Annotated in this window: 11 protein-coding genes; 1 reads left to right on the top strand and 10 read right to left on the bottom strand. The window is 39.3% G+C overall.

Annotated elements, in window-relative coordinates; translation table 11 throughout:
• Positions 1-155: 155 nt before the first annotated feature.
• Positions 156-2423 (bottom strand): protein translocase subunit SecDF, encoded by a 2268-nt coding sequence (secDF, locus tag QYB95_RS13510; RefSeq protein ID WP_301138862.1) that lies wholly within the window; start codon positions 2421-2423, stop codon positions 156-158.
• A gap of 255 nt (positions 2424-2678) precedes the next feature.
• On the bottom strand, positions 2679-2996 hold the full coding sequence (locus QYB95_RS13505; protein ID WP_301138861.1) for a post-transcriptional regulator: 318 nt from the start codon (positions 2994-2996) through the stop codon (positions 2679-2681).
• 92 nt (positions 2997-3088) lie between these two features.
• Here QYB95_RS13505 and QYB95_RS13500 point away from each other — a divergent pair, with 92 nt between their 5' ends.
• A complete protein-coding gene (locus tag QYB95_RS13500; RefSeq protein ID WP_301138860.1) occupies positions 3089-4606 on the top strand; it encodes a putative polysaccharide biosynthesis protein in 1518 nt (505 codons plus the stop codon).
• Here the strand turns inward: QYB95_RS13500 and QYB95_RS13495 are convergent.
• The 8 genes from QYB95_RS13495 to QYB95_RS13460 all read right to left on the bottom strand — a co-directional run bounded on the left by QYB95_RS13495 (position 4583) and on the right by QYB95_RS13460 (position 12159).
• Positions 4583-5230 carry a DUF421 domain-containing protein gene (locus QYB95_RS13495; protein ID WP_301138859.1) on the bottom strand — a complete coding sequence of 216 codons (648 nt, stop codon included), beginning with the start codon at positions 5228-5230 and terminating at the stop codon, positions 4583-4585. The genes QYB95_RS13500 and QYB95_RS13495 overlap by 24 nt on opposite strands.
• Positions 5231-5362: 132 nt before the next feature.
• Positions 5363-5626, bottom strand: coding sequence for a preprotein translocase subunit YajC (gene yajC, locus QYB95_RS13490; RefSeq protein WP_301138858.1), 264 nt, complete (start codon positions 5624-5626; stop codon positions 5363-5365).
• 141 nt (positions 5627-5767) lie between these two features.
• Positions 5768-6916 (bottom strand): tRNA guanosine(34) transglycosylase Tgt, encoded by a 1149-nt coding sequence (tgt, locus tag QYB95_RS13485; RefSeq protein ID WP_301138911.1) that lies wholly within the window; start codon positions 6914-6916, stop codon positions 5768-5770.
• 149 nt (positions 6917-7065) lie between these two features.
• The gene (queA, locus tag QYB95_RS13480) at positions 7066-8106 is read right to left on the bottom strand and encodes a tRNA preQ1(34) S-adenosylmethionine ribosyltransferase-isomerase QueA (RefSeq protein WP_301138857.1); all 1041 of its coding nucleotides are present in this window, start codon (positions 8104-8106) and stop codon (positions 7066-7068) included.
• Positions 8107-8123: 17 nt separating this feature from the next.
• Positions 8124-9128 (bottom strand): Holliday junction branch migration DNA helicase RuvB, encoded by a 1005-nt coding sequence (gene ruvB, locus QYB95_RS13475; RefSeq protein WP_301138856.1) that lies wholly within the window; start codon positions 9126-9128, stop codon positions 8124-8126.
• A 12-nt stretch (positions 9129-9140) separates the two neighbouring features.
• Entirely contained in the window at positions 9141-9761 is a 621-nt protein-coding gene (gene ruvA, locus QYB95_RS13470; RefSeq protein WP_301138855.1) for a Holliday junction branch migration protein RuvA, read from the bottom strand.
• A gap of 177 nt (positions 9762-9938) precedes the next feature.
• Entirely contained in the window at positions 9939-10796 is an 858-nt protein-coding gene (locus tag QYB95_RS13465) for a phosphotransferase (RefSeq protein WP_301138854.1), read from the bottom strand.
• A 1-nt stretch (position 10797) separates the two neighbouring features.
• The gene (locus QYB95_RS13460; protein WP_301138853.1) at positions 10798-12159 is read right to left on the bottom strand and encodes a LysM peptidoglycan-binding domain-containing protein; all 1362 of its coding nucleotides are present in this window, start codon (positions 12157-12159) and stop codon (positions 10798-10800) included.
• Between the last annotated feature and the right edge of the window lie 53 nt (positions 12160-12212).

Raw genomic sequence — 12212 nt, 5'->3', positions numbered from 1 at the left:
AATCTAGCTCGTTATGTCACAATATACCCGCTTTTGAGAAACTTTTGCCCAATTGGCTTATTGAATCTTTCCATACTTCAAAGTTTATTAGACTGCGCCTAGACAGTAAAAAAGACAAAGTGAGAGATTCCACACTTTGTCTTTTTATCAGTTTATTAAACAACAGGCTCGTCTGAACCCCATTGTTTCTTCTCTTTGCTTTCTACTGCAGTACCTTTTTTGTCCATTTCGCGACATTTTAATGTGTACCAAATTTGAGCTGCAATACAAATGGATGAATACATACCTGTAATTAAACCAATCAGTAAAGCGATTGAGAAGTTTTGAATTGCTGGAGCACCAAATAGTAATAAGGCTATTACTACAATGATTACTGTCAGTACAGTATTCACTGAACGGCCCATTGTTTGGCGAAGCGATTTATTCACAATCTCGGCCAACTCTTCTCTTGTCGTAATTTTACCTTTTCGATTCACGTTTTCACGAATACGGTCAAACGTAACAATTGTGTCATTAATGGAATAACCAACGATTGTTAAAATGGCCGCAATGAATGTAATATCCACTTCCAATCGGAAGAAACTGAAAATAGCAACCATAAAGAATACATCATGCAGCAACGAAGCAATTGCGCCCACACCCATGCGCCATTCGAAACGGAACGCCACATAGATGATTATTCCTAATGCAGCAATAGCTAAAGCATAAATCGCATTTTTCACCAACTCTTGTCCAACTGTTGGTGATACTGTACTTACGCTTGGCTCATGACCATACTCGTCAAGTACTGCCGCTTTAAAATCAAGAATCTGTTGTTGAGTTAAATCCTCTTTATAAGTAACTACTGCTGTATTTTGATCTTCCCCGGAAATAATCACTTTTTCGGAAGGGAACCCAATTTCATCGATATACTCTGTTACTTCTTCCTGCGAAATTTGCTGATCTGAGAGAATTTCTACACGAGTACCGCTTGAGAAATCAATTCCTAGATTCAACTTGAAAATACCAATGATGACAGCACCGACTATCAAGATGACAATTGATAATGAATAGAATTTTTTACGATTTCCAACAAAGTCCAATCGATCAAAATTTGTAGATAAATCTAATGTTTCGATTCCTTCTGATTCATCATGTATTTTTGATTTTCGTACTCCGTAAAGTGATGGACTATTGAAGTAGCCACTGTTTACTAGTAAACCCAATAAAATTCGTGATAACCACAAAGCGGTTACGAAACTTAGTACAATTGTAATCATTAATGTTGTTGCGAACCCTTTTACCGAGCTTGTACCAAAGAAGAATAGTACTGCTGCAGCTAGTAGGGTTGTTAACTGTGCATCGATAATAGCAGATAAGGATTGTTTCGAACCATGTTGGTAAGCCTCTTTTACCGATCTACCTACTCGCAGCTCCTCGCGTATACGTTCAGCAGTCAAGATATTGGCGTCTACCGCCATCCCTATCCCTAGTACAAGTGCCGCGATACCCGGCAATGTCAAGACAGCGTTTATTGCATTGAATACAACCAAGACTAAATAAGTAAATACCGATAAAGTAATGATCGAGATAAAGCCTGGTAAACGGTAGTAAAAGAGCATAAAGATGAAAATTAAAATAACTCCGACTACACTGGCAAATACTGTGCTATTCAATGCTTCTTCACCAAACTGTGCACCCACAGAGGTAGAATAAATTTCCGTCAACTTAACCGGTAATGCCCCTGCATTTAAAACACTGGCAAAATCTTTTGTCTCTTGAACAGTAAAATTACCACTAATCATGACATCCGTCGTATTTAATACTTGATCTACTCCGGCTGCGGATACAAATTTCGGATCTTCCTTTTGTGCTTCTGCAGCGTACGAATCAACGCCCTCTTCAAAATCCAGCCAAACAACTAGAAGGTTTTGACCAGGTCCCATTTGAGATACTTTCTTCGTCACTTCTGCAAACTTGGCAGCATCTTTCAATGTAAGTGTTACAATCGGACGATTCTGCTGATCGAAGGAAGCAGCTGCCCCACCTTCTTTTAAGTCCGTACCATCCAATAAAATATTGTCATTTACGTCTCGGAATGTTAAGTTCGCCGTACTTGATAATAATTCACGAGCTGAAGATTGATCATCGATTCCAGCAAGTTGTACACGAATTCGATCCTCACCTTCGACTTGTATGCTCGGTTCACTTACCCCGAATTGGTTTATTCGATTAGTAAGTGCCGACGTCGTGTCAGTCAAAACATCTTGTGTAATTTTCTGACCGTCAACAAGTGAGTCTACTTCATATAGAACTTCGAACCCACCCTGTAAATCAAGCCCGAGTTTTACATCCTTCAAAACTCCTTGTACTGTTGCACCCATCGCAGCAAATAGTACTACCGCCACTAGTACAAAAGTAATTATACGGCTTTTAAGCTTCATCTATAAATCCTCCTCAAATTTGCGTATACCTCTTGATGTATACACAGATAGAAAACACGATTTGCCGCTTTTGGGCGCTAAATCGAAGTTGCATCTCTAATATATAACCTAACCTTAATCAATATTAGAGATCTGCATCTAGCGTTTTCTATCAAAATTTCAGTTTAGTTTTGGTTTAAACTAAACGAGTATAGTTTATGTACAAAACTCATTATGAGACACGATTCGCTGGCTGTCAAACCAATGGACATGGATTTATTTAGCATCTGCTGCATTTTTGGGCTTTAATAACTCTTGCAATTCGTCCCGGCTTATGTCTCCAAACCAATTCTCCGTCCGAAATTGCTGGATCTGGAAGAAGCTGACAATCTCGGAAGGCTTTACCGAGTAGATTGTTTCCACTATTTCATATAAATGCATGTCTTCTACTTTTTTCTTTCGCCACTTTTTTTTGATGCAGAAATTCCAGATATCTTCTAATTTGATTCCATCGTATTCATAATAATTTATTTCTTCCATTTTGCTTTGTAATACCGGTAAAACTTCTTTGTATAGCTGTTCGAACTGAATCATTACAATCCCCCCAACCGATAGTTTTAACTCACTACATTCAAGCATACAAATATTGTATATGAAATTTCTTGAAATGAGAAGGGATTGAATGAATGAGTTCATTTGTTAAAGGGACTATTTTTCTAACGTTTGTTATTTTTTTATCTAAACTGTTCGGCTTCATATACAGAATGCAGTTTATGCGGGTTGCTGGCGAAGAAGCTGTAGGTATATATATGACTGCCTATCCAGCATTCATCTTCTTTGTATCCTTATTGCAATTAGGTATACCGATAGCTGTAGCAAAAGTAATAGCAGAGCTGCATGCTAAACGGAGAGAAGGTCAACTCCAGGCTGTTATGAAAACAGCTACAAGATGGTCGGTACTTTCCATTATTATCTTCACACCGTTACTGTTCTTGTTTATACCATACTTGGCTGGGACACTTTTACATAATGATGCAACAAGGTTAACGCTTTATATTGGTTTGGGAGCTGTACCGATTGTAGTTTTTTCGGGTCTGATACGAGGTTATTTGCAGGGCATCGCGGTCATTTCTGCTACTGCGTGGTCACAGATGTTGGAGCAAGCTATTCGAATCGCACTCATTACGCTGCTATTGCCATACTTGGTTACAGCTGACAACCCTGCATTGACGGCTGCATATGCGATGGCGATTACTGCATTTGGGGAAGTTTTCTCATTTATTTACCTATACATTCACTATCAATACAAGAAAAAGAAAGCCAAGAAAAACGAATCAAACAAAGCCTATCCAGCAATGCCACTATTGAGAATTGCCGTACCATCTGCGGGCAGTCGATTATTTGGTACTTTTACTTGGTTTTTGGAACCTATCGTTTTCTTGAAGGCATTAACTGTTTCAGGATTGACAGCCGTCGGAGCCACTACTTTATACGGGATTATTTCCGGTGTTCATGTACCGCTGCTTTTATTCCCATCTTTCATTCCTAATGCACTTGCAATCGTATTGATTCCAGCTGTTAGTGATGCGGTTGCCAGAAGTAATACGCAATTATTAAATGAACGGATCGGCATTTCTTTGCGCTTATCTTCTTTGGTCGGGTGTTATGCTGCAACGTATTTCTTCATCCACGGCGATGAACTTGCAATGAAGCTCTTCGATTTGGAAGAGAACCGAGGATTTATGAAAATTTTGGCGCCGATCTTTTACTTTTACTATATCCAGAGTCCGCTCCACTCGATTTTACAAGCAATCGATGAAGCACGCCCTGCCATGATGAATTCAATTTATGGCGGTCTTGGCAAGCTATTTGTGATGTTTGTACTAGCCTCGCAGCCATTTATTCAAGAATACGGTGCAATTATTGCGATAGGCTTTGGTGTTTTGGTCACTTCATTTTTACACATGGCTACACTCCGCAATCACAAGATGATTGCTGCCGGTTTTCGATTCTTTGCTATTCCGTATGGTATTTTCATTATAACTTGTTTTATACAGTCCTACCTCATCCCTATGGCGTCATTTGATTTTTGGACAAATAGTGCATTCACATTACTCATCCTGACACTATTATTAATTCTTACAAATCAAATTAAGTGGAGTGATTTCAAGGTTTTACGCTCAATTGTTTCCCGTCGTCTTTAATTGTACATGCAATTCATCGTTTTCGTAACAGCAGTAGAAAATGTCCCTGATTCTTTCGCTATACCCTAGTTTTTTTAGTTCGTTCATTAGCCAATCTTTATCTTTGTTCATTATTGTTAAATGTTTATCAACGATATAACCATCCACAATAAGTGATAATATAAGTGGATTGTCACTTTTTAAGAAAATAGATAACTTACCTGATGGCTCTAGAAAAGCATAATCAATTTGTTGGACAGATGGGACTCTTTCTTCGCGCATTTGCTGGAACAAGTCATCCAAGTTGTAGCGCTGCTTTCGCATTTCCTCTTGATTGATTACACCATCACGGATGATCAGGGATGGATCGCCATCTATAATGTCACGTATTTTTTTGCTTTTCAATGTAATTAAAGAATTGATAAATTGAATGATCAGTAAAATGATGATGGGAAAAACGTTCTCAAAAACAGGTTTATCTACATCCTCCAATGCAAATGCAACACATTCAGCGATTAATACAAAGACTACCAGGTCCATTATGCTTAATTCGCCTACTTCTCTTTTACCCATCAGGCGAAAAACGATTAATATAAAAATATAAAGAAAAACAGTTCTAAGAAAAATTTCAATATAAGTTTCCATATACCCACATCCTTCAGTACACATTTTGGGCATACTGACATGTAAGTATTCATTGAAAAGAATTCCTATTGGCACGAAAAAAAGCTTACTAGAACGGTGCTTGTCCGTTTTAGTAAGCTTTTGATTTTAACATTATTTCTCAGTAAGTACTCGACCGATTGCTTGACGCTCGAATTTTAAACGAGTTTTACCATCGACAATAATGTAAATTGCCGTGTCCTCTAGAGCATCTACTTCGCCATGTAGACCACCGATTGTTACGACTTGGTCTCCTCGTTTTATGCTATTTTGCATTTGTACAGTTTGTTTTTGTCTTTTTTGAGCTGGACGGATTAAGATGAACCACATCGCAACGAACATAATAAGTATTGGAAGTAAACCAACGATTGTATCCATAGTTTTATGTCCTCCTTTCTAAATCTTACTTAATAAGTATAGTATAGAATGAATAGAAAAAGCGATACGAAACTACTATAATTATGAAAATAATCACGCTTTTTCATAAAACTCCACATTTCTCCACTAAAAAAGCTGTTTTTAGAAATTTTTAGCATCCGGCTTATTAAATCCGTATTTTTCGAAGAATTCTTCACGGAAGTCGCCAAGTCGATCTTCACGGATTGCTTGTCGAACTTGTTCCATTAATTTTAGCAAGAAGTGTAAATTATGGTATGTCGTTAAACGAATACCAAACGTTTCTTCTGTTCTAATTAGGTGGCGTACATATGCACGTGTATAGTTTTTACATGTATAGCAATCACAGTTCGGATCAATTGGGCCAAAATCGCGAGCGTATTTTGCATTCTTCACGACTAAACGTCCTTCGGAAGTCATTAATGTGCCATTTCTAGCGATACGAGTCGGCAATACACAATCAAACATATCAACTCCGCGGATGGCTCCATCAATCAATGAATCAGGAGAACCTACCCCCATTAAATAACGCGGTTTGTTGTCAGGCAATAACGGCGTCGTAAATTCCAATACACGATTCATAACGTCCTTAGGTTCACCTACAGATAGTCCACCAATTGCATATCCTGGGAAGTCAAGTTCCACTAAAGCTTCCGCCGAACGTTTGCGCAGCTCTTCAAATTCCCCGCCTTGGACAATTCCAAATAATCCTTGATCTTCTGGACGGGAATGAGCTTCCTTACAGCGTTTTGCCCAACGTGATGTACGGTCAACGGAATTTAGCATATATTCATAAGTTGCAGGGTATGGTGGACATTCATCAAATGCCATCATAATATCGGAACCCAAATCATTTTGAATTTCCATTGCTTTTTCCGGGCTCAAGAAAAGCTTGTCCCCATTCAAATGATTACGGAAATGAACGCCCTCTTCTTCAATTTTACGAAACTCGCTTAGTGAAAATACTTGGAAGCCGCCTGAATCGGTTAAAATTGGACGATCCCAGTTCATAAATTTATGAAGGCCGCCTGCTTCTTTTACAATATCATTACCAGGACGCAGCCATAGATGATAAGTGTTGGACAAAATAATACCCGCGTCCATCTCTTTAAGCTCTTCAGGCGACATCGTTTTTACAGTTGCTTGTGTCCCAACCGGCATAAATGCTGGCGTTTCAAAAGAACCATGTGGTGTATGAACGATACCGAGTCTGGCTCCTGTTTGTTTACATGTTTTAATCAATTCATAAGTTACTGCTGGTTTTGTTGTCATTCTAAATAATTCCTCTCTTGTGAAGTAAAAACAGTACTTCGGGCCAACACGATGTTGGTCACGAAGACGTTGCCACACGATGGGGCCCTCTTAGTCTTCGATCATTTCTCTTTAGGTTGCCCCAATTTCTTAAACATTCTACGCAAAAATCAATTGCGGGCTGGTCGAATAAACATCGCATCTCCAAAACTGAAGAAACGATATTGCTCCTCTACTGCTTGATTATACGCTTTCAAGATTATGTCTCGAGAAGTTAACGCACTTACCAGCATGACCAATGTGGATTTTGGTAAGTGGAAATTTGTTATTAATCCATCAATTGCTTTATATTCAAAACCCGGATAGATAAAGATATTTGTCCAGCCTTGTTCTGCTCGAATTTCGCCATCGTATTTTTGTGCAATTGTTTCAAGTGTACGTGTGGAAGTAGTACCCACTGCAACCACTTTTCCGCCATTTGCTTTTACTCGATTAATTGTTTTTGCTGCTTCTTCATTTACGCTGTAAAACTCTGAGTGCATATCATGGCTTTCAATGGAGTCTACACTTACTGGACGGAATGTACCAAGACCAACATGCAATGTAATAAAAACAATCTCCACGCCTTTTTCTTTTATCTGTTCCAGAATTTCATTGGTAAAATGTAATCCGGCTGTCGGTGCAGCTGCAGATCCAATCTCTTTCGAATAGACCGTTTGATAACGTTCGCGATTTTCTAGTTTTTCATGGATATAAGGAGGTAAAGGCATTTCCCCCAGCTGATCGAGAATTTCATAAAAGATTCCCTCATAGCTAAATTTAAATAATCGCCCGCCATGGTCCAATTCACCTGTGCAAGTGGCTTTAAGTAAACCATCACCAAAAGTAATTACGGTACCAACTTTTACGCGTTTTGCCGGCTTGACCAATGTTTCCCACTCATCATCGTTGCCTTGCTTCAATAACAATACTTCTATATGAGCCCCTGTTTCTTCTTTTACGCCAAATAGTCTTGCAGGCATAACTCGTGTATCATTCAGAACAAGGCAATCCCCTTTTTGCAGTTCATCTACAATATGAGGGAAATGACTATGTTCTACTTCTCCTGTTTTACGGTCAACTACCATTAGCCGACTTGCTGTTCGATCTTCCAATGGAGTTTGAGCAATTAGCTCTTCAGGTAAATGGAAATCAAAATCTTCTACTTTCATATCTACATCTTCTTTCATTATGATTGTTCTGGATAAGTATAACCAAAATGGTCATATGCTAATTTTGTTGCTTCGCGCCCTCTTGGCGTCCTTTGGATAAACCCGATTTGCATTAAGTAGGGTTCATATACATCCTCGATTGTTTGGCTTTCTTCACCTATCGATGCAGCAATGGTATCAAGGCCAACCGGACCGCCTCGGAATCGTTCGATCATACCCACCATCAATTTATGGTCAATATGATCAAGTCCCAGTGGGTCTACTTGCAGTAATTCCAGTGCTTGATTTGCCAATGGATGTGAAATGGTCCCATCCCCGAGCACCTGGGCATAATCCCGTACCCTCTTTAATAGGCGATTTGCTATACGTGGAGTTCCTCTTGAACGGCGTGCAATTTCTCTTGCGGCAAGCCGGTCTATTTCAACATTAAATAATTGGCTACTGCGCAAGACGATTTCAACCAGTGCCTCTTCATCATAAAATTCTAGTCTTAGCAACACGCCAAATCGATCTCTTAATGGAGCAGATAATGCTCCGGCCCTTGTTGTAGCACCGACCAATGTAAAGGGTGGTAAATCCAGGCGGATTGAGCGTGCTTCAGGTCCCTTTCCTACCACAATATCCAGGCAGAAGTCCTCCATTGCCGGATATAGTACCTCTTCTATGGCTCTTGGGAGTCGGTGAATTTCATCAATAAATAGAACGTCCCCCGGCTCCAGCGAACTGACGATTGCAGCTAAATCACCAGGTCGTTCAATTGCGGGTCCACTGGTTAATCGTATATTAACATCCATTTCATTGGAAATAACAGTTGCTAAAGTGGTTTTCCCCAATCCCGGAGGTCCGTATAGTAATACATGATCAAGGCTTTCCTGTCTCAGCTTTGCGGCTTCAATAAAAATGTTCAGATTTTCTTTTACCTTGTGCTGACCGATATATTGTGAAAGTTTTTGTGGCCTGAGGGATAACTCATACTGCTCATCAAAGTCATTCGATTCACTTGAAATAATTCGATCGGACATGTTTCCTCCTCCTTACTTCATTTTTAGCAACAGCTGTAATGCATGTTTCATATAGCTTTCAGTGGTTGACAGTTCATCGTTCTCCTCTAGGATCGGCCTGATTTTCGTTAATTCTTTTTCAGAGTAGCCAAGTGCCAGTAAAGCTAAAATTGCTTCCTCTAATTCTTGTTTGTTTGCGTTAACCCCGAATAACGGCAATTCATCTTCCGTGCTTGGTAATTCCACCTGATCCAGCAGTGAACCAAGCTTCCCTTTCAAGTCGAGGATCATTTGTCTGGCTGTCTTTTTTCCCACGCCTGGAAACTTGACTAAAAAGGCTTCATCTTCCATTTCAATAGCAGAAATAACTTGTGAAGGATTACCGCTGGCTAAAATAGCCAAGGCACCTTTAGGACCAATCCCTGACACTAGAATGAGTTTACGGAAAAGCTCTCTTTCATCAAGTGATTTAAAACCAAATAGCATTTGGGCATCTTCCCGTACATGCATATGTATAAAAATTTGTTGAAGCTCTTCTCTTATACGAAAGGCAAAAGGATTTGACGTGAAAATCTGCCATCCTATTCCCTGTTGTTCCAAAACGACATATTCCGGTGTTATCCGTTTTATTTGTCCAATTATATAATCATACATCTAGATCCCCCACATTCACTGAATAGATTATAGCATATTGTTCGGGTATAGCCCGAACAATATAAACCAACTTCCGCTATGAGCTAAATGAACAACAAAAGAGACCGTCCCATTAGACGGTCCAATTGACTTTTATATTTAGTAAACGCCTTACTTATTTTATCATACTATGCAATCTTAGTGACGATTCGAATATAATTTTTCTGTTTCTATTATTAATTCAGGCCAATGCCTTAACGCTTTTTCGGTAAATGGCATTAAATAGTCTAAGAAAGCTTCCCGCTCATATTTACCTAATTGCAGCACATATAGCCATTCCCTTAATAGCTCATTAGGATATTGGAGATAATTAATTTTTTGCAAGCAAAGCTTATATAAATAGGGGTTTTCATTCAATAGTTTTTCCAAATCATAATCAATTGTAGGCAATACGCGGTGCATCCAAAGAATCATTTCCTCCGCTGAATCACCTACAACTGCTAAATCAAAGTCGATTAACTTCATTTTGCCATCTTTGCAAATTAAAAAATTATGATGTACTACATCGCCATGAAGCAATGTAAGTTCCCCGCTTATTTTGTTCTTTTGCTTACGCATTTGTTTTAATACTCTGCTTGCAAACAATGTAATATCATAATAAGCATGCTGCAATAACGGAAGCAATTCTTTTTCATTAATTAAGAAACGTTCCAATCTTGCATTCCACTTTTGATAAAGTTGTTGTCTCGGGAATGTTGCTTGACTTTTCCAATCAATCTTCTCACTCGTATTATGCAATGCTTTCAAAATTTTAAAGCTTTGTTTTCGATGAGCTGAATTTGAGAAATCGGCGCTAAAACTCCCATGTTGCCAATACTGAACAACTAAATCCGAATCCTTGCTTTTAACTAACGGAATAACATATGGAAACTTAATATCCCCCAGCTGCCGATGAATTGTTTTAACTTTTTCTGCAACCTTTATATGATCATATTTTTTTATAAATAGTGTTCCTTGATCTGTCTCCTTTTTCCATATATTGCTTTTAATTTGCATTTTAGTAGTTCCAAGGATTATTTTGAGATGAATAAGGGTTATAAGGATATCCTTGGCAATTTGGTGGCATTATGTTTTGTGACATCATGTGCTGTGGCATCATTTGTTGAGGCATCATGTGCTGCGGCATCATGTGCTGCATGGTACCCTGCATTCCTGGTTGCATGTCATAAGATCCGTAATAGTTTTGGGAAGATGGAGCAGCGCTGTTTCCATAGTTGTATCCTTCTTGATAAGGGTTAGCTCCTTGCCCGGTTTCATCCATAGGGTCGTATGGATTATAATCATCGAAGCTTTGTGCACCTGCACCTTGCTCATAATCTTGAACAACCATATTTGCTTTTACTTCCGAAGAATCCAATAACCAATCCGGCAATCCATCTTGGTCTTCATATGGCTCTTCCATTGCGGGTGCTACATTCGTCATTGGCGCCATATCATAGTTTGGCTCAAAATTATCCATACCATAATGCATCATTTCTTGAGAAGGGTATCCTCCTCCACCGCAGCCACAATCGTAATGATGTTGTTGCGGCATTTGTTGATAATCCTGCTCATTGTATCCATATGGTGCCTGATCATAATCACCGTATTCATCAAATCCATATGGATGTGGTTGGTGATAATGCTGTTCTTGGCAACCACATGGGTTATGGTAATATACCTGCTCATGACATCCACAAGGGTGATGATGATGCATTTTTTCATGACACGGATTATGGTGATGCATTTTCTCATGACATCCACATGGCATCGGCTGTGGCTGTGGACAGCAGACATAGATAACTTGTGGTTGAGGTACCGGTACTTGTACGTACTCTACTTCTTTTTCTACAGTTTGTTCAACCTTCGTTTCTACTTTTGGTTGTGGAACTTGTATATAGATTGGCTGTGGTTGTGGCATCGGCATTGGTGCCGGTGCAGGTAAAGTTTTTGGGTGCTCGAAATGCATTTGTGGTGCAAAATCGAATTGGAATTGCGGCATAAGATCGACCTGTGGTGCTGGCATCGGCATCGGCATTGGTACCGGCATTGGCTGCGGGATTGGTGCCGGAATCGGAGCAGTTTCCATTTTTTTCGGGACCTCTTTCACCGGTTGCTCTTTTTCTACCGGTCTAGTTAATTTTTCTTTTGGTGCAGTCATCATTTCCTTGGATGGCATCGGTGCGGTTTGCTGCCCTTTTGTCATCGATGATTTCGGGTTAGCTGTGCCACCTTCAGGCAAAATAATCTCCATTCCTGGAACAATATAATCAGGGTTAGCCAAATGCGTATTTAAACGTTTTAATTCATCAAGCCCTATACCATACTGTTTAGCAATACGCCAAAGTGTCTCACCTTTTTGAACAATATGAGTTTGCACAAACATCCTCCTTTTCTCGTTTTATAATATGTGAGTCATAGGAAAAGGACACA

It is taken from the genome of Ureibacillus aquaedulcis (assembly GCF_030418165.1).
Classification (GTDB): Bacteria; Bacillota; Bacilli; order Bacillales_A; family Planococcaceae; genus Ureibacillus; species Ureibacillus aquaedulcis.
Note: the sequence above shows the minus strand (reverse complement) of the source record. Positions and strands in the feature narration are given on the sequence as shown.

What these genes read in the sequence shown, in the direction of transcription:
- QYB95_RS13500 (WP_301138860.1), top strand. Translation starts at nt 3,089, where the DNA reads ATGAGTTCATTTGTTAAAGGGACTATTTTTCTAACGTTTGTTATTTTT.
- QYB95_RS13505 (WP_301138861.1), bottom strand. Translation starts at nt 2,996, where the DNA reads ATGATTCAGTTCGAACAGCTATACAAAGAAGTTTTACCGGTATTACAA.
- tgt (WP_301138911.1), bottom strand. Translation starts at nt 6,916, where the DNA reads ATGACAACAAAACCAGCAGTAACTTATGAATTGATTAAAACATGTAAA.
- QYB95_RS13465 (WP_301138854.1), bottom strand. Translation starts at nt 10,796, where the DNA reads ATGCAAATTAAAAGCAATATATGGAAAAAGGAGACAGATCAAGGAACA.
- yajC (WP_301138858.1), bottom strand. Translation starts at nt 5,626, where the DNA reads ATGGATACAATCGTTGGTTTACTTCCAATACTTATTATGTTCGTTGCG.
- secDF (WP_301138862.1), bottom strand. Translation starts at nt 2,423, where the DNA reads ATGAAGCTTAAAAGCCGTATAATTACTTTTGTACTAGTGGCGGTAGTA.
- queA (WP_301138857.1), bottom strand. Translation starts at nt 8,106, where the DNA reads ATGAAAGTAGAAGATTTTGATTTCCATTTACCTGAAGAGCTAATTGCT.
- QYB95_RS13495 (WP_301138859.1), bottom strand. Translation starts at nt 5,230, where the DNA reads ATGGAAACTTATATTGAAATTTTTCTTAGAACTGTTTTTCTTTATATT.
- ruvA (WP_301138855.1), bottom strand. Translation starts at nt 9,761, where the DNA reads ATGTATGATTATATAATTGGACAAATAAAACGGATAACACCGGAATAT.
- ruvB (WP_301138856.1), bottom strand. Translation starts at nt 9,128, where the DNA reads ATGTCCGATCGAATTATTTCAAGTGAATCGAATGACTTTGATGAGCAG.